Origin of the sequence: Halobacillus andaensis (assembly GCF_014636475.1) — a bacterium.
Classification (GTDB): Bacteria; Bacillota; Bacilli; order Bacillales; family Halobacillaceae; genus Halobacillus_A; species Halobacillus_A andaensis.
This window is the reverse complement of record NZ_BMEL01000001.1, coordinates 663073-681393: the sequence shown is the minus strand read 5'-3', so window position 1 is coordinate 681393 and position 18321 is coordinate 663073. Positions and strand designations below refer to the sequence as shown.

Sequence of the window (18321 nt, the reverse complement as noted above, 5' to 3'; positions counted from 1 at the left end):
CAGGTGGAGGTGAGTTATTTGGCAGAGGAAGTACTTTCGCAATCGGAAATAGATTCATTGCTTTCCGCCCTATCAACCGGTGAGATGGATGCAGAGGAGTTAAAGGCCGAGGACCATGAGAAGAAAGTAAGAGTCTACGATTTTAAAAGAGCCCTTCGGTTTTCAAAAGATCAAATTAGAAGTTTATCAAGAATTCACGAAAATTTTGCGCGCTTATTAACTACCTATTTCTCAGCACAGCTTAGAACGTATGTAAGTATTAGTGTCGCTTCAGTTGACCAGCTTCCATATGAAGAATTTATACGGTCGATTCCGACAATGACCATCTTAAATATATTCAGTGTTCCCCCGCTTGATGGTCGGATTCTTCTCGAAACCAATCCGAACATTGCCTACGCAATGCTTGATCGAGTATTAGGTGGAAAAGGAAGCAGCGTGAACAAAGTAGAAAACTTAACAGAGATTGAAACGACGATTATGACGCAGCTTTTCGAGAATTCTTTAGAAAACTATCAAGAGGCATGGGGGTCCATTATTGATATAGATCCTGTGTTAGAAGAGTTAGAGGTCAATCCGCAGTTTCTTCAAATGGTCTCTCCGAATGAAACAGTCGTTGTCGTTTCATTAAATACTTCTATTGGGGAAGCGAGCGGTATGATCAATATTTGTATTCCTCATGTGGTATTAGAACCAATCATTCCGAAGTTGTCCGTTCACTATTGGATGCAAAACAAGCAGCCTAAAGAGAGTAACCCATTGGAACTCGAGGCTCTATCAAAAACAGTAAAGCAGGCAATAGTGGATGTACGGGCTATATTAGGGGAGTCAGATCTTTCGATTGAAGAATTTTTGAAGCTGGATCAAAACGATGTCATTCGTCTCGATCAATCGATTGATGATCCTATGAAACTAAGAATTGATGAGGAAGAAAAATTTTATATACAGCCAGGTAAATTAAAAAATAAGCTAGCTGTTCAAGTATTAAACGAGTACCAGGGGGGTGCCGAATATGATGAGTGATGACATGCTATCACAAGATGAGATTGATGCATTACTAAGTGGCAGTACAGATGACAGTGAGAGAGAAGACAGATCGTCTCAAAGAAATAAAGTAGAAGAATACATTTCGAGTTTGGAAGAAGATGCGCTTGGTGAAATCGGAAATATTTCGTTTGGCAGTTCAGCCACTGCATTATCTTCCCTACTTAACCAGAAGGTTGAGATTACAACGCCTGCGATTTCAACGATAAGGCGATCCGAGTTAAGCGATGAGTTTCCTAAGCCCCACGTCGCTATAAACGTTAACTATACCGATGGATTTTCTGGAGAGAATATGCTGGTTATTAAAAATCCAGATGCTGCTATTATTGCCGATTTAATGTTAGGCGGCAATGGGACCGCGCCTTCTGAAGAGTTAAATGACATTCATTTAAGTGCTGTACAAGAAGCGATGAATCAAATGATGGGATCGGCAGCTACTAGTATGTCGACCGTATTCAAGAAAAAAGTAGACATTTCACCACCTGCTATTACGGTATTGGATTTAGAGGGGAACAAAGGTACAGAAAAAATACCTAATGATGAAGTTCTCATCAAGGTATCTTTTGCCCTGAAAGTTGGGACATTGATTGATTCGAACATTATGCAGCTTCTACCTGTGGAGTTTGCCAAGAATCTAGTAGATGAGCTGCTCAATCCTCCAGAAGAAGAAGCTGTGCAGGCTCCTGTTAAAGAAGAAAAGGTAGAGCATAAGCCAAGTCCTGCCCCACAACAGCAGCATTCAACGGAAGAAAAGCGTCCAGTCGAATCAAAAGACCCACAATTATTAGGTGGAGCTGGAGGCCAGCATTTAACTAATTCTACGGTGCAATCTGCGCAGTTTTCTAATTTCGAGCACGTCCAATTAAATGATACCGAGCAGAGAAACCTGGATATGTTAATGGACATTCCATTAAAAGTAACCGTCGAGCTAGGTCGAACGAAACGAACGATTAAAGAGATATTAGAGCTTTCTTCTGGTTCTGTCGTAGAACTAGATAAACTAGCTGGAGAGCCAGTGGACATTCATGTAAATGACAAATTAATGGCTAAAGGTGAAGTCGTCGTCATCGACGAGAACTTTGGTGTACGTGTCACAGATATATTAAGCCCTAAAGATCGATTAAAAAAATTGAAGTAAATCATAGTAGGAGGAACTTACGATGGCAGAAAGTATATTAATTGTAGATGATGCAGCATTCATGAGAATGATGGTGAAAGATATTTTAACTAAAAATGGGTATGAGATTGCAGGAGAAGCTGAGGATGGCCAGAAAGCAGTAGAACTCTACAAAGAGCATCAGCCCGATCTAGTCACGATGGATATTACAATGCCTGAAATGGATGGCATCACGGCTTTAAAAGAAATTAAAGCGCATCACCCAGAAGCGAAAATTATTATGTGTTCGGCAATGGGGCAGCAGGCGATGGTTGTGGATGCCATTCAAGCAGGTGCCAAAGACTTTATCGTCAAGCCTTTTCAAGCTGATCGAGTGATCGAAGCGATTCAAAAAGCGCTCAATTAATCTGTAAGGTTAGGATGAACATCATGAAACGTACGTTTGTGGCGGTAATCACTACACTACTTTTAAGTATATTTTTTGTTTCATTTAGTTCACCTTCTTTAGCAGCTCCGTCCGTTTCAGAATGTGCTGAGAATCCAGACTTGGAAGGCTGCGGATCTATAAGCAGCCCGGGAGAAGGAGAGGGTACTTCGGATCAGTCAACTGATGATTCAAAGGAGTCGCCTTCCCTCCTATGGAATATCCTGAAGTTAATCTTCGCTTTGTTTGTTGTGTTAGGCCTAATATATGGTTTGCTTAAGTTTTTTAATAAACGAAGTAAAGTATTTCAAAAGAATCAGACGATGGAAACATTAGGTGGAATTACTTTAGCTCCTAATCGTTCATTACAAGCTGTTAGAATAGGTGAAAAATATTTCGTCGTAGGTGTCGGTGACTCTATAGACCTTATTACAGAAATTACGGATGAAAAGACGATTGACAGTCTGATCAATCAAGAAGAATTGGATTTCATGAATAAAGGTGTCAACCAGTTAAAGCAACTGAGCAAGAAAAGAAAAACAGAGTCTTCATACAACCAAGCTTCGACGGTGCAATTTCAAAAATTATTCCAGACGCAACTAGATGAAATGAAAAAGAAAAGGCAGTCCTTTTCAAAAAGGGAGGATGATTCGTCATGAGTGAATTCGTGGACATCTTCTCTGGATCAGACCCTGAAAATGTAGCAACGTCTGTGAGGCTGCTTCTGCTGCTCACCGTGTTATCCCTTGCTCCTGGGATCTTAATTTTAATGACTAGCTTTACGAGAATACTTATTGTATTATCATTCGTTCGAACATCGTTAGCTACTCAGCAAATGCCTCCGAATCAAGTACTGATCGGTATTGCGCTATTTCTAACATTCTTCATTATGGCACCGACGTTTCAAGAGGTGAACGATCAAGCGTTAACGCCGTTATTTAATGAAGAAATTACGTTAGATGAGGCGTACGAGGAAGCTAGTGTTCCGATGAAGGAATTTATGGCAAAGCATACGAGACAAAAGGATTTAGAATTATTTATGGGGTACTCCCAAATGGAAGAACCGGAGACGATACAGGATATTCCTTTAACTACGCTGGTTCCTGCGTTTGCGATCAGTGAATTGAAAACAGCCTTTCAAATGGGCTTTATGATTTTTGTACCTTTTCTCGTAATTGATATGGCTGTAGCAAGTGTTCTCATGTCGATGGGAATGATGATGCTTCCGCCAGTAATGATTTCTTTACCATTTAAAATCTTACTTTTTGTCCTTGTGGATGGATGGTACTTAATTTCCAAATCATTATTGGAAGGATTTTAAAGAGGTAATGGAGGGTAGTAAACATGACAAGTGAATTAGTCCTTTCGTTCGCAAAGGAAGGCATATATACAGTATTACTCGTGTCTGGCCCTTTATTAATTTTAGCCTTGGCTGTTGGCTTATTGGTAAGTATTTTTCAGGCAACGACACAAATTCAAGAACAGACGCTGGCCTTTATTCCAAAAATCGTAGCCGTACTAGTAGGGATGGTGTTTTTTGGCTCTTGGATGCTGACGACTATGGTGGATTTTACCGTACGCGTATTTGAAAACTTGAATATGCTGGTGGGGTAACATGCTTGAGTATATAAGTGCAATTAATCTACCAGCTTTCTTATTAATATTTGTAAGGGTTACATCATTTTTCGTTACGCTGCCTATATTCTCTTATCGGAATTTACCAGCCCAGCATAAAGTCGGTATTAGTTTATTTTTAGCCGCTTTGATGTATTTTACGATTGATATTCCTGAGTTAACGATAGACGCTTCTTACTTTATCTTACTGTTTAAAGAAGCGGCCGTAGGATTAACGGTTGGTTTACTCGCTTATATCATATTAGCAGCTATTCAAATAGCGGGTGGATTCATTGATTTCCAAATGGGTTTTGCTATAGCGAATGTTATTGATCCACAGACAGGAGTACAAAGTCCGCTTATTGGTCAATACATGTACACGATTACGTTATTGTTTATCTTAGCTGTTAACGGTCACCATTTAATGATTGATGGAGTGTTTTATAGTTATGAATTAATTGCTATAGACCAATTGATTCCCATACATAACGAGAATTGGATAGTATACATAATCGATGCGTTTAATCAGATGTTTGTCATTGCTTTTTTAATGGCCGTTCCTATTGTAGGCTGTTTATTTTTAGTAGATGTTGCTCTTGGGATTATTGCTAGAACTGTGCCGCAGCTCAATGTATTTGTCGTTGGACTTCCTTTAAAGATTTTTGTAGCTTTACTTGTCCTCGTGATTGCGATGACTTTTTATATCATGTTAATCCAAAACCTATTTGGAACGATGCTTGAGACGATGCAAGGGCTGATGGAACTGTTTGGGGGAGAGTAAGCTGTGCGTTTAATAAGAATAAACCTGCAATATTTTGCTGCAGATGAGAAAACGGAAAAAGCGACACCGAAAAAAAGAGATGATACGAGGAAAAAGGGCCAGGTTGCGAAAAGTCAAGATGTCAATACAGGTTTCCTTTTGCTGTTAGTGTTTGGCGGTTTGTTTTTGTTAGGCGATTATATGAAAAATACGATGACAGGGATGTATGAGCAGACTTTTCAAGAATATATGAATTGGGAACTTACAATTGACACGGCAGCCACTGTCTTTCGTGAAATTACCGTAGAGATGGCTAAAGTGATTGCTCCTATTATGGGGATTGCTATTCTTGCTGGAATCACGTCAAATCTTATCCAAGTCGGTATCCTCTTTACTGCCGAACCATTAAAGTTTGATTTGAAGAAAGTTGACCCGATTAAAGGAGCGAAGCGTATTTTCTCGGCTCGAGCTCTCGTGGAACTTGTCAAGTCTTTACTTAAGATTTCTCTTATTGGAGTGATTACGTTCATGATCATTTGGTTGAACAAAGATCAAATGATGCTAATGTCGCAAAAATCTGTAGAAGATGCTCTTCTATTTTTTGGAGAAATCACGATCATTATGGGCCTGGCTTCTGGGCTTGCGTTACTTTTGCTATCAATATTGGATTATACATATCAACGTTATGATCATGAAAAAAACATCCGAATGTCTAAAAAGGATGTAAAAGATGAACATAAAAACATCGAGGGTGACCCGCTCATTAAGTCGAAAATTAAAGAAAAACAGCGGCAGATGTCAGCTGCTCGTATGATGAGTGAAGTACCGGAAGCGGACGTCATTATTACCAATCCAACTCACTATGCTATAGCCATTAAATATGATGAGGAAATGTCAGATGCGCCGATTGTTGTGGCTAAAGGCGTAGACTTTGTTGCACAAAAAATAAAAGAAATTGCTAAAGCTCATGATGTTGTTATGGTAGAAAACCGGCCATTAGCTAGAGCAATGTACCAGGAAGCAGAAATTGATCAACCCATCGATGAACAATTCTTTAAAGCAGTAGCGGAAATATTAGCATATGTTTATCGATTAGAGAAAAAAGTGTAGCACTAAGGAGTGACCCCTATGTCAGCAAGAGATTTATCAGTTTTAATTGGTGTAATTTTAATCATCATCATGCTCGTTATACCACTGCCAGGGTGGCTTCTTAGTTTTTTAATTTTAATCAATATCACGCTTGCTCTTATCGTGATTTTAGTGTCGATGAATATGGAAGAAGCTTTACAATTTGCCGTCTTTCCCACCTTGCTTTTATTACTCACCCTCTTTCGACTTGGATTAAACGTCTCTACGACGCGTTCGATTCTATCTGAAGCGGATGCTGGGGGAGTAGTTGAAACGTTTGGTACCTTCGTCATAGGAGGCAACCCCTTAGTCGGTTTTGTCGTGTTTATCATACTAGTGATTATCCAATTTTTAGTGATTACTAAAGGGGCTGAGAGAGTATCCGAGGTAGCGGCTCGGTTTACGCTTGATGCCATGCCAGGTAAGCAAATGAGTATTGATGCTGACTTAAATGCAGGAATGATTAATGAACATCAGGCAAAAGAGCGAAGAGAAAAAATTGAAAATGAAGCTGACTTTTACGGAGCGATGGACGGGGCAAGTAAATTTGTTAAAGGTGACGCGATTGCCGGGATCATCATCGTGATTATGAATATTATTTTTGGTTTGATTATCGGGATGGCCCAGATGGGCATGTCATTTAATGAAGCGATAGATACATATATGCGACTTACGGTTGGAGACGGTTTAGTTAGTCAAATTCCTGCGTTGTTAATTTCCACAGCCACCGGGATTGTTGTAACAAGAGTAGCATCTCAAGGCAACTTAGGGTCTGATGTTACAAGTCAGCTTTTAAAATTTCCTAAATTATTATACATCGCTGGAGCAACGATTTTCCTTCTCGGATTAACGCCAATTCCTTTTTTTCTAACTACGTTAATCGCTTCGATTCTTATTTTTGGAGGGTATTGGCTCTCAAGGGCAGATGACGAATCGGAATTCGAAGAACCTGAAGAAGTAGATGAGGCCGAAAGTGATCAAATGAAATCACCAGAAAATGTAGTCAACTTAATTAGCATGGATCCTGTTGAATTTGAATTCGGCTATGCTCTTATTCCTATTGCAGATACAAGTCAAGGGGGAGATTTGCTGGATCGTATTGTTATGATTCGCAGACAGCTTGCCATTGAATTAGGAATCGTCATCCCCGTCGTTAGAATTAGAGACAATATACAGCTGGGGCCCAATGACTATCGATTAAAGATTAAAGGCAATGAAGCAGCTAAAGGAGAACTCCTCCTTGACCATTACCTTTCGATGAGCCCTGGCATGGATGACGATGAGATCGAAGGCATTGAAACGACTGAGCCGGCTTTTGGGCTGCCTGCTAAATGGATTACGGAAGACTTAAAAGATGAAGCGGAGCTTTCTGGCTATACCGTAGTCGATCCACCTTCTGTAGTCTCCACTCATATTACAGAAGTCATTAAGAAACACGCTCACCAATTGTTAGGACGTCAAGAAACACAGCAATTGATCGACCATTTAAAAGAATCCTATCCAATTCTTGTGGATGAAGTAACACCTGAACCGTTATCGGTAGGCGATGTTCAAAAGGTGTTGGCGAAATTACTTAAAGAAAATGTGTCGGTTAAAAACTTGCCGGTCATATTTGAAACGTTAGCGGATTTTGGCTCAATGACAAATGATACCGATCTATTGGCGGAGTATGCAAGACAAGCATTGGCGGCTCAAATAACGAATCAATATCAAAAAGAGGGTCAAAATCTGAAAGTCATTACGGTTTCAGGGAAAGTGGAAAAGATATTGGCTGATCATATTCAACAAACCGAGCACGGAAATTACCTTGCCCTTGACCCGGATATTCAACAGACTGTGATCAAAGCGGTTTCTGAGCAGGTGGATCAAGTTTTGCTGCAAGAGGAGCATGCTATTCTCCTTTGTTCCCCGGCTATTCGAATGTATATGAAGCAGCTGCTGGACCGCTATTTTCCTCAAGTTGTGGTTCTTTCTTATAACGAGCTCGATCCAAATGCAGAAGTAGAAAGTGTAGGGGTGGTGAACGTGGCATGAAGGTAAAAAAGTTTCAAGCTCCATCGATGCCTGAAGCAATGAATAAAGTGAAAAAAAATCTGGGAACAGATGCGGTTATTCTTAATTCTAAAGAAATTAAAGTTGGCGGCTTTTTAGGAATGTTTAAAAAGCCGCAGATCGAAGTGATTGCGGCAATAGATCCCACCGAGGAAAGTGAAAAGAAGAGGAAGAAGCAAACGCTGCAGCCTGCGCCTTCTGTCCAACGTTCAGCCGATCTCTCATTAGAAAATAACGAAGTGATGAAAGAGTTAAAGCAATTAAAAACATTAGTCCAGCAGCAGACCTCTCATGAGGAAAAACAAACATTGATCCAGCAGATGGCCGTGTACTTAAAGGATCAAGAGCTTGATCAATCGTTCGTCGATGAACTTATTCAATCGATAGTGCTTGATGGCCGTGCGGAAGAGATCACCGAAAATCAATTGAAGAAGCTTGTTAAAAGCAATCTGTGTCAGGCTTTACCGCCGGCAGCTGAGAGGAAGCAAGGTTTCTCGAAAAAATATATTCACCTTGTCGGACCAACTGGTGTTGGCAAAACGACGACAATAGCTAAATTAGCATCAGATGCCGTCATAAACCGCAATGAAAGTGTAGCCTTTATTACGACCGATACGTATCGAATGGCAGCGGTGGATCAATTAAAAACATATGCCAAACTATTAGATGTCCCGCTTGAAGTCGCTTATACGATCGAAGATTACAGAAAAGCGAGGGAAAAATTAAAAGCCTATGACCTTGTATTTATCGATACAGCAGGTCGCAACTTTAAAGATGCTTACTATGTACGTGAATTGACAAAAATGATCGAATTTAATGAGGATACGGAGACGTATCTCGTTCTTTCACTCACTTCAAAATATGCGGACATGAAAGAGATCTTCTATAGTTTTAACCAAGTTCCAATGAAGAGCCTCATTTTTACAAAGAAAGATGAAACATCAAAGATCGGGGGAGCCCTAAGCCTATCTATCCTTCATCAAATCGGCATTGCTTATATCACCTTCGGCCAGGATGTACCAGATGATATTGAGTACGCGAACGCTTTTAAACTAGTGGAGACGATTATGGGAGACTATTCAAATGAGTGACCAGGCTGAAAAACTTCGAAACCGCTTAAGAAACCTCTCTCAACAACAAGACGCAGCAAAAACGGTAGCTGTTGCAAGTGGAAAAGGCGGGGTTGGGAAATCCAATTTCACGATTAATTTTGCTTTGAAATTAATTCAGAATGGAAAGAACGTGCTCATTATTGACTTTGATATCGGCATGGGTAACATCGATATTTTGCTAGGTGTTTCTCCTGAAAAATCCTTCATCGATTTATTCAATGATTCTACCAGCACGATAGAAGATATCGTCGAGCAAGGACCAAATGGACTTTCCTATATATCAGGTGGCTCTGGCTTACGTGAGATTTTTACTTTGAATGGTTACAAATCCGGTTATTTCACCCAGCAATTTACCGAATTGGTAGATTCCTATGACTTTATCCTATTTGATATGGGTGCAGGAGTGACGAAGGATAGTTTATATTTCATGGCTTCCGCTGATGAAGTGATCGTCGTTACCACCCCGGAACCGACGTCCATAACCGATGCTTACGCTGTAATCAAACATTTAATGAATTACGTACCTGATCTTCCTATTAGAATTTTAACGAATAGGATAGTCAATCAAACTTCCGGTAAAGAAACGTTTAATAGACTGGAAAAAGTAGCGATGAAGTTTATGAACAAATCGATTACTCACTTAGGCAGTATGCCAGATGATCGTAAAGTGATGAGTAGTGTTCTGGATCAAGTGCCTTTCGTCATAAGGGAACCGAAGTGCTCGGCTAGTAAAGCGGTCCATAAAATCGCAGAAGACTATTTGCATGTTCCATCACATAATCGTAAAAACTCCTTTTTATCTAAGCTTAAAAGCTTTGTAACAGAAAGGTAGGGTGGAATGGAACCTATTAAAGTTTTAATCATTGATGATTCAGCGTTTATGAGAAAGATGCTGAGCGATATTTTAAACCGTGATCGGAGAATCCAGGTGATCGGTACAGCTAGGAATGGGGAAGACGGTTTGCAAAAAGCAGCCAACCTTGACCCTGATGTCATTACGTTGGACGTGGAAATGCCTAAAATGGATGGATTAACCGCTTTAGAAAATCTCATGAAAATAAAACCTATCCCTGTTGTCATGGTGTCTAGTGTGACGAGTGAAGGCACTGACAGCACGATTAAAGCAATGACCCTTGGAGCTGTGGACTTTATTTCTAAGCCCTCTGGATCGATATCTTTAGATATTCATAAAGTAGGGCATTCTATTGTGCGAAAAGTTTTAACAGCAAGTAAAGCAAAGGTAACCATGAAAAGTCATAAGGTTCAAAAGCAAGTGAGTGACCGAGGCACCCTTACAGCAGCGAAGGCTTTTAACCATCCCAATAAAATTGTGGCTATTGGTACATCTACAGGCGGCCCTCGCGCTTTGCAGACGGTGCTTACCTCTCTGCCAGAAGGAGTAAATTGGCCAATTGTCATTGTGCAGCATATGCCTAAAGGATTTACAAAGTCACTAGCAAAGCGGCTGCATTTCCTTTCTAAGATTATTGTTAAAGAAGCGGAAGATGGAGAAGTTTTACAAAAAGGGACGGCTTATATTGCTCCTGGTGATGAACACCTAGGGATCGAGCAGAGAAACGGTGACCTGGTGATCCATTTAAAGCAAAGCGAGCCTATCCAAGGTCATCGTCCATCGGTAAATTATCTATTTCAATCCTTATCTCAACTTAAGATAAGTACATTAGCCATTGTCATGACGGGAATGGGAGCGGATGGCACCGAAGGGCTGATTCAATTGAAGAAAAGGAACACAGACACTTATGTAATTGCTGAATCTGAAGAAACATCCATTGTATTTGGGATGCCAAAAGCTGTTATTAAATCAAAGCTTGCCGATGAGGTGATCCCTGTCGATAAAATAAGTGAACGCATAGGGGATTTATAAGTAGGGGGAAGGACGATGGAAACGAACCAATATTTAGAACTATTCATTGATGAAAGTAACGAACACTTGCAATCCATAAATGATCGATTATTAGATTTAGAAAAGAGTCCACAAGAATTAAGCATTGTAGGGGAAATTTTTCGATCGGCTCACACGCTTAAGGGAATGGCTGCAACGATGGGCTATCAGGATCTAGCGAACTTAACGCATAAAATGGAGAATGTACTTGACGGAGTGCGCAATGAAAAAATTTATGTAGATTCAGAAATGCTGGATGTCGTTTTTGATTCCGTTGACGATTTAGAAGCTATGGTAGTGGACATTTCTCAGGGGGGCTCGGGTGAGCGGGATGTTACTAAGGTAGTCGATCTTCTTCAAGCCATTGAACTTGGGGAAGCGTTAGACAATCGAAAGAAAAAACAAGCGACCCCGTCTGCAGAAGCATCTGTTGAACTTCAAGTGGACGAGTTTACTCGTACGGTATTAGAACAATCTCAGGAGCAAGGGTTATTAAATTACAAAATTAAAGTTTCACTACGCAAGGATTGTATGCTGAAAGCTGCGAGAGTGTATATGGTGTTTGAGGTTTTAGAGCAAATGGGAGAAGTGGTGTTATCCACCCCTGCAGTAGAAGCATTGGAAAATGAAGAGTTTGATACAGACTTTCAAGTTCTCTACGTCACAGACGCTGCTCAAAACGAAATTGATTCGAAAGTCATGAACGTTTCTGAAATAGAAGCTGTTCAAATTTCAGAATACCAAGAGTCTGATGAAGTTAACAAAGAAGTAAACTTCATTCCAGAAGATCAAGAGAATTCCAATGAAAGCAGTGAAAAAGAAACAACTTCCCCAGCGAAACAAGCCGCTAATAAAACAATTCGAGTAAATATTGACCGCTTAGATATCTTAATGAATTTGTTTGAAGAATTAGTGATTGACCGTGGACGTTTAGAACAAATTTCAAATGAACTTCATCATTCTGAGCTTCAAGAAACAGTAGAGAGGATGTCACGCGTTTCAGGAGATTTACAGAATATTATTTTAAACATGCGCATGGTCCCGATCGAACAAGTGTTTAATCGCTTTCCGAGAATGGTGCGTCAGCTTTCTAGAGACTTACATAAAAATATAGATTTACAAATTGTTGGGCAAGATACAGAACTTGATCGGACAGTCATAGATGAAATTGGAGATCCACTTGTTCATTTAATCCGAAATGCGATTGATCATGGGATTGAGAATCCAAAAGAGCGCCAGGCGAATGGAAAGCCAATTGTGGGAAGCATTGAATTAAAAGCTTATCACAGCGGCAATCATGTATTTATTGACATCTCTGACGACGGCGCTGGCATTAACCGTGAAAAAGTATTACAAAAAGCATTAAGTCAACAAGTCGTTACCCAAGAACAAGCTGAAAAGTTATCTGACCAAGAAGTCTATGAGTTGATTATGTCCAGCGGCTTTTCCACTGCAGATACGATATCTGATGTTTCAGGTCGAGGGGTCGGTTTAGATGTAGTAAAAAATACGATTGAATCTCTCGGGGGGAACATTACGATTAACTCTCAGTTAGGCAGTGGGAGCATTTTTTCTATACAGTTACCTTTAACTCTATCCATCATTTCCGTTATGTTGGTCGAAGTTCAAAACGAAAAATATGCGGTGCCGCTGTCTTCAATTATCGAAACTGCGATTGTAAAAAAAGAAGACATCCTCCGAGCACATAATAAAGAAGTGATTGATTTCAGGGGGAGCATTGTTCCGCTGGTCTCCCTAAAGGATGTATTAGATGTACCGGAAGTATTAGAAGAGGATGATAACTACTCGGTTGTAATTGTAAGGAAAGGAAACAAGCTGGCAGGCCTCGTCGTTGACTCATTTATTGGACAGCAGGAAGTCGTCCTTAAATCGTTAGGGGATTATCTATCAGGAGTTTTTGCGATTTCAGGAGCTACCATTTTAGGGGACGGTCAAGTAGCTTTAATTTTAGATTCTAATGCTTTAATTAAATAAAGGGAGGGTTTTATAGATGGCAGCGAATAGTAAAACGATAAAGGTAATTGTCTTTCAGCTAGGTGAAGAGGAATATGCCATTCCTGTTCACCAAGTCGGATCTATTGAAAGAGTCATGCATATTACTAGAGTTCCTCGAACTGCTCCATTCGTAGAAGGGGTAATTAACCTGCGCGGAGTTGTCACACCAGTTATCGACTTAAGAAAAAGGTTCGACTTAGGCACAGCAGATTTCAATGATAGTACGAGGATCATAATAGCAAACATTGATGCTATGGATGTAGGGTTAATTGTCGATGCAGCAAACGACGTGTTGGATTACAATGTCGAATCGATTGAACCCCCGCCGGAAGTGATTGATACGGTAGATGCTGATTTCGTAAGCGGCGTAGTGAAAGTTGATCGTCGATTGTTCATTCTACTTAATCTTAGTAAAGTTCTATCTACGGATGAAATGAAAGAGCTAGAAGAAATTGAAAGCTGAGAATATAGATTTCAATGGAGAACTCTCACACATTCAGTTAGATGCACTTAAAGAGATAGGGAACATTGGTGCAGGTCATGCAGCTTCATCACTTTCTGCATTACTAACTAAAAAAATAGATATGACGGTGCCTTCTGTTCAAGTGCTGGAATTTAATGAAGTCATGAAACTGGCGGGAGGAGCAGAGACTGAAGCTGTTGGAATTGGAGTACGGATTGAAGGGGATGTGCCGGGCAGTATGTTTTTTATACTTCCTCCGCATCAAGCCAATACATTTGTTGTGCAGCTTTTAGGAAGTAATGATAATCGTTGTTCAAGTGAGCTACGTGAGTCTGCGCTGCAAGAATTGGGAAATATTATCACAGGTTCCTATTTATCTAGTTTAGCTGATTTTACTAGATTAAACCTGGCTCCATCTGTACCCGTGGTCGTTAGGGATATGGTAGGAGCTATCGTAAGTGCAGGCTTAATTGAGCGATCTCAATACAGAGATGATGCGATTGTCATTGAAACGTTACTCGAAGCAAGAGGTTGTCACCACGAGCAGGTGAAAGGACATTTTTTTCTATTTCCTGATCCTGATTTTCACGAAAAATTGTTTCCGTCTTTGGGGCTTCATCATGATAAGTAAAGTCGGTACATTAGTGAAGCTAGGGATAGCAGACATGAAATTGGCTGCAGCCCCAGATCTTCTAAAAACATCTGGCTTAGGGTCCTGTGTTGGTATTGTGTTATTTGATGCTCTTCAGTCTGTCGCAGGAATGGTTCACATTATGCTTCCTAGTTCAAAGTCAGCCAAAAATCAAAGTGATAACCTTGCAAAATTTGCTGATACAGGCATTGAACAAGTTTACAAAGCATTAATAAAAGAAGGTGCCGCTCCCGAGAGAATAAAGGCTAAAATCGCAGGCGGTGCCCAAATGTTTCAGTTTAGCTCTACTAGCGAACTAATGAGGATTGGTCCCCGGAATATTGCAGCTGTAAGAAGAAAGCTTAACGAATTAAACATTTTGATTGTGGCAGAGGATGTAGGCGGTAAAAGCGGAAGAACCATTGAGTTTGATTCATCTACATGTTTGTTAAAAATCAGGACGGTTCATAAAGGTGAGAAAACGATATGATTGGCTCCTTAAAGCGGAAAGGCAGCCATGATTTCTGTATATGCTGCATCATTTAAAGGAAACGTCATTGGTCTCACAGTATAGTATAAAAATTGAGAAGACTTCAGGGACAAACACAAACAGTATTCTTTGTCTTTTGAGATTGAAGAACATTCACATGCTTAGTCGTAAATCTTAATCCATTTCGGTTGCTAATAGTCATTGTTCAGGTTAAGTCCAGGTTGAGGAGGGGTACGATGAGGAGCTCTATGTCAACAGAAAAAGAGTTGTGGGAACAATGGGTTAATGAAGGAAGCAGTGAGGCAGCTAATGAGTTAGTTCATGCTTACGACTATTTAGTAAGCTTTCATGTTCAAAGAATTTCGGCTCATTTACCTAAAAGTGTAAGTAAAGAAGATGTAAGGAGTCTTGGTTTGCTCGGCTTATATGATGCTCTTAGGAAGTTTGACATTAGTCGTGATTTAAAATTTGATACATACGCCTCGTTCCGTATACGAGGCTCGATTATTGATGGATTACGTAAAGAAGACTGGCTGCCTAGATCAGTAAGAGATAAATCAAAGAAAATTGAAAGCGCAGCTGAAGAATTAGAGCAGTATTATAAGAGGCCCCCTACTTCTGAAGAGATTGCTCAAAAAACAGGAATGACTCGTTTAGAAGTGGAAGAAGTAACGAAGGATTCCTTATTTGCTAACGTTCTTTCTATGGAAGATAAACCTAAAGAAGGGAAGGAAGAGCATAAGGAGGGGATTGGGTACACCATTCCAGATCAAGCTGCTTTATCTCCTGCAGATCAAATCGTTCAAAAAGAGAATTACCAAGAGTTAGCAAAACAAATTGAACAATTAAATGAAAAGGAACAACTGGTTGTTAGTTTATTTTATACTAAAGAACTTACCCTCACTGAAATTGGTGAAATTTTGGAGTTGACTACTTCTAGAATTTCACAAATTCACGCAAAAGCCATTTTTAAACTTCGTCATTCTTTAGAGGATATAGTTAGTTAAAGACGGGGATTTATATGAAAAAGGTACAGGAACAAATAAAACAATAAATATAACTATTTTAAGATTCAGATGGAAGGGTAAATTCTATGATGATTTAACAACTGCTATATAAAGGGAATGAGGTATCAACAAAAGTGTAAGCATTAGAGTTTGATCCTTTTCAAAACCGGCGTTCTGCTTCTAAGGATGAGGGCAGAGATGAAGATGAGGTACGGACAATAGAACCTCCTTATTTAGGGAATCACGTAGACTTTAGTAGGTGAGAAAAAGATATGGTGTATTTTTTATTAGTGATTAGCTTTATAATAAACGGGATTATTATTTTCGCTCTTTTCACTCTATTTACAAGGGTGAAGCGTACAGAGGAAATAGAATTACGTCGAAATGAAGTAGCACGTGAAATTGAAGATCTATTCTCTTCCTATCTATTAGAGATTAAAGAAGAGAATAAGCGATTAGAAACAAATCTTAGCCGACAAGATAAGAATGGTTTCACTAGAGAAAACCGGGAGCAGAAGAGAGAATCTTATCTTCCTCCCCACCCCTCTCAAGAGAACCGTCGTTACGAACCTTCTCCTCATTCTAGAGTAATTAAACTCCACAAAGAAGGAGAAACGGTAGATGATATAGCGAAGCAGCTTAATTTAGGGATAACGGAGACAGAGTTAATTATTAAATTCCATCAAAAAAAATAATCGTCCTCTCTTGATTGACCTGGGCGTTTATGGTATATTTACTGACGGTGTCAATACACACACCTTTTAATTTCAATCTCAGGTTGCTCTATTAAATAGAGTTGAGATCGAAAAATGATGAAGGTGGAGGATACTAAAAAAAACCACTAGGAGGATTTACAAATGTCTGTTATTTCTATGAAACAGCTTTTAGAAGCTGGTGTTCACTTTGGACACCAAACCCGTCGCTGGAACCCGAAGATGAAAAAGTACATCTTCACTGAGCGTAACGGAATTTACATCATCGACCTGCAAAAAACGGTTAAAAAGGTGGATGAAGCATTCAACTACGTACGTCAAGTTGCCGCTGATGGCGGAAATATTCTTTTCGTAGGTACAAAAAAACAAGCACAAGATACTGTACGCGACGAAGCGGTTCGTTGTGGCATGTACTATATCAACCAACGCTGGTTAGGTGGTACTCTTACGAACTTCCAAACAATCCGTAAGCGTATTAACCGCTTGAAAGATATCGAGCGTATGGAAGAAGACGGTACATTTGATGTGCTTCCTAAAAAAGAAGTTGTAGACTTATTAAAAGAAAAAGATCGTCTAGTTAAATTCTTAGGCGGAATTAAAGAGATGACTTCTATTCCAGATGCAATGTTTGTCATTGACCCTCGTAAAGAGCGCATTGCTATTGCAGAAGCTCACAAACTTAATATTCCGGTAGTTGGAATTGTTGATACAAACTGTGACCCAGATGAAATCGACTATGTTATCCCAGCTAACGATGATGCAATTCGTGCGGTTAAATTGCTTACAGCTAAAATGGCTGATGCCGTTCTTGAAGCTAAACAAGGTGAAGAAACTGAAGTAGCTGAAGAAGCAGAAGCTGAAGCAGTAGAATCCGTAGAAGAGTAATTGATGTTCAAGAGGTGATAAGGGGGTATACCTTTTATCACCTTTTTTAAAGCAAGAATATTTAAGGAGGCTATAACAATGGCTATTAACGCTAAAATGGTAAAAGAACTTCGTGAAAAAACAGGCGCAGGTATGATGGACTGCAAAAAAGCACTAACTGAAACCGATGGAGATATGGATAAAGCACTTGAATGGTTACGCGAAAAAGGTATTTCAAAAGCGCAGAAGAAAGCTGACCGTATCGCTGCTGAAGGTGCTGCGCATATCACTGTAGAAGGTAATACAGCTGCATTGCTAGAAGTAAACTGTGAAACAGACTTCGTTACGAAGAACGACCAGTTCCAAACACTTCTTAAAGAATTAGGTAAACACCTTGTAGAACAAAAACCAGCTACAGTAGAAGAAGCTCTAGAACAAAACCTTCACGGAGAAGGAAACAAGCTTAACGATTACATCACGGACATTGTTGCAAAAATTGGTGAGAAGATTTCTCTTCGTCGTTTTGTCATTAAAGAGAAAACAGATAACGATGCATTCGGTGCTTACACTCACATGGGTGGACGTATTGGTGTACTGACAGTTCTTGAAGGATCTACTGACGAAGCTGCAGCGAAAGACGTGGCTATGCACGTAGCAGCAGTTAACCCTCGTTATGTATCTCGTGATGAGATTCCTGAAGAAGAAGTAAATGCTGAGCGTGAAACGCTTAAGACACAGGCTCTAAACGAAGGAAAGCCTGAAAACATCGTAGAAAAAATGGTAGAAGGACGTTTGAACAAATTCTTCCAAGAAATTTGCTTGCTAGAACAAGACTTTGTTAAAGATCCTGACCAAAAAGTGAAGAAATATGTTGCAGCTGCTGGTGGGGAAATTAATGGGTTTGTACGCTTTGAAGTAGGAGAAGGCATGCAGAAACGTGAAGAAAACTTTGCTGATGAAGTAATGAGCCAAGTTAAAAAATAATA

At 39.8% G+C, this 18321-nt stretch carries 20 protein-coding genes; all 20 read left to right on the top strand.

What is annotated here, in order from left to right; translation table 11 throughout:
* The first annotated feature begins 18 nt into the window (after positions 1 to 18).
* Positions 19 to 1020 (top strand): flagellar motor switch protein FliM, encoded by a 1002-nt coding sequence (gene fliM / locus IEV27_RS03530; protein ID WP_188376066.1) that lies wholly within the window; start codon positions 19 to 21, stop codon positions 1018 to 1020.
* Positions 1010 to 2179: a flagellar motor switch phosphatase FliY gene (fliY, locus tag IEV27_RS03525; protein ID WP_188376065.1), complete on the top strand. Its 1170-nt coding sequence runs from the start codon at positions 1010 to 1012 to the stop codon at positions 2177 to 2179. Before fliM ends, fliY begins: the two co-directional genes overlap by 11 nt.
* A 22-nt stretch (positions 2180 to 2201) precedes the next feature.
* Entirely contained in the window at positions 2202 to 2564 is a 363-nt protein-coding gene (locus IEV27_RS03520) for a response regulator (RefSeq protein ID WP_188376064.1), read from the top strand.
* Positions 2565 to 2587: 23 nt separating this feature from the next.
* The gene (locus IEV27_RS03515) at positions 2588 to 3241 is read left to right on the top strand and encodes a flagellar biosynthetic protein FliO (RefSeq protein ID WP_188376063.1); all 654 of its coding nucleotides are present in this window, start codon (positions 2588 to 2590) and stop codon (positions 3239 to 3241) included.
* Entirely contained in the window at positions 3238 to 3903 is a 666-nt protein-coding gene (fliP, locus tag IEV27_RS03510) for a flagellar type III secretion system pore protein FliP (protein WP_188376062.1), read from the top strand. Before IEV27_RS03515 ends, fliP begins: the two co-directional genes overlap by 4 nt.
* Positions 3904 to 3926: 23 nt before the next feature.
* The gene (fliQ, locus tag IEV27_RS03505; protein WP_188376061.1) at positions 3927 to 4196 is read left to right on the top strand and encodes a flagellar biosynthesis protein FliQ; all 270 of its coding nucleotides are present in this window, start codon (positions 3927 to 3929) and stop codon (positions 4194 to 4196) included.
* Position 4197: 1 nt separating this feature from the next.
* On the top strand, positions 4198 to 4977 hold the full coding sequence (gene fliR / locus IEV27_RS03500; RefSeq protein ID WP_188376060.1) for a flagellar biosynthetic protein FliR: 780 nt from the start codon (positions 4198 to 4200) through the stop codon (positions 4975 to 4977).
* Between the two features lie 3 nt (positions 4978 to 4980).
* Positions 4981 to 6066: a flagellar biosynthesis protein FlhB gene (gene flhB / locus IEV27_RS03495; protein WP_188376059.1), complete on the top strand. Its 1086-nt coding sequence runs from the start codon at positions 4981 to 4983 to the stop codon at positions 6064 to 6066.
* 18 nt (positions 6067 to 6084) lie between these two features.
* A complete protein-coding gene (gene flhA / locus IEV27_RS03490; RefSeq protein ID WP_188376058.1) occupies positions 6085 to 8118 on the top strand; it encodes a flagellar biosynthesis protein FlhA in 2034 nt (677 codons plus the stop codon).
* Positions 8115 to 9227, top strand: coding sequence for a flagellar biosynthesis GTPase FlhF (flhF, locus tag IEV27_RS03485; protein ID WP_188376057.1), 1113 nt, complete (start codon positions 8115 to 8117; stop codon positions 9225 to 9227). Before flhA ends, flhF begins: the two co-directional genes overlap by 4 nt.
* Entirely contained in the window at positions 9220 to 10080 is an 861-nt protein-coding gene (locus IEV27_RS03480) for a MinD/ParA family protein (RefSeq protein ID WP_188376056.1), read from the top strand. The genes flhF and IEV27_RS03480 overlap by 8 nt, the downstream gene beginning before the upstream one ends.
* Before the next feature lie 6 nt (positions 10081 to 10086).
* Positions 10087 to 11133 carry a protein-glutamate methylesterase/protein-glutamine glutaminase gene (locus tag IEV27_RS03475; protein ID WP_188376055.1) on the top strand — a complete coding sequence of 349 codons (1047 nt, stop codon included), beginning with the start codon at positions 10087 to 10089 and terminating at the stop codon, positions 11131 to 11133.
* A 15-nt stretch (positions 11134 to 11148) separates the two neighbouring features.
* Entirely contained in the window at positions 11149 to 13146 is a 1998-nt protein-coding gene (locus tag IEV27_RS03470) for a chemotaxis protein CheA (protein ID WP_188376054.1), read from the top strand.
* A gap of 16 nt (positions 13147 to 13162) precedes the next feature.
* Positions 13163 to 13630 carry a chemotaxis protein CheW gene (locus IEV27_RS03465; protein WP_188376053.1) on the top strand — a complete coding sequence of 156 codons (468 nt, stop codon included), beginning with the start codon at positions 13163 to 13165 and terminating at the stop codon, positions 13628 to 13630.
* Between the two features lie 4 nt (positions 13631 to 13634).
* Positions 13635 to 14261 (top strand): chemotaxis protein CheC, encoded by a 627-nt coding sequence (locus tag IEV27_RS03460; RefSeq protein ID WP_188376801.1) that lies wholly within the window; start codon positions 13635 to 13637, stop codon positions 14259 to 14261.
* A complete protein-coding gene (locus IEV27_RS03455) occupies positions 14251 to 14751 on the top strand; it encodes a chemotaxis protein CheD (protein WP_188376052.1) in 501 nt (166 codons plus the stop codon). Before IEV27_RS03460 ends, IEV27_RS03455 begins: the two co-directional genes overlap by 11 nt.
* Before the next feature lie 236 nt (positions 14752 to 14987).
* Positions 14988 to 15758 (top strand): FliA/WhiG family RNA polymerase sigma factor, encoded by a 771-nt coding sequence (locus tag IEV27_RS03450; RefSeq protein ID WP_188376051.1) that lies wholly within the window; start codon positions 14988 to 14990, stop codon positions 15756 to 15758.
* A gap of 272 nt (positions 15759 to 16030) precedes the next feature.
* Positions 16031 to 16453: a DUF6115 domain-containing protein gene (locus tag IEV27_RS03445; RefSeq protein ID WP_188376050.1), complete on the top strand. Its 423-nt coding sequence runs from the start codon at positions 16031 to 16033 to the stop codon at positions 16451 to 16453.
* A gap of 162 nt (positions 16454 to 16615) precedes the next feature.
* Positions 16616 to 17356: a 30S ribosomal protein S2 gene (gene rpsB / locus IEV27_RS03440; protein WP_188376049.1), complete on the top strand. Its 741-nt coding sequence runs from the start codon at positions 16616 to 16618 to the stop codon at positions 17354 to 17356.
* Between the two features lie 78 nt (positions 17357 to 17434).
* Positions 17435 to 18319 carry a translation elongation factor Ts gene (gene tsf / locus IEV27_RS03435; protein WP_188376048.1) on the top strand — a complete coding sequence of 295 codons (885 nt, stop codon included), beginning with the start codon at positions 17435 to 17437 and terminating at the stop codon, positions 18317 to 18319.
* Positions 18320 to 18321: the final 2 nt, after the last annotated feature.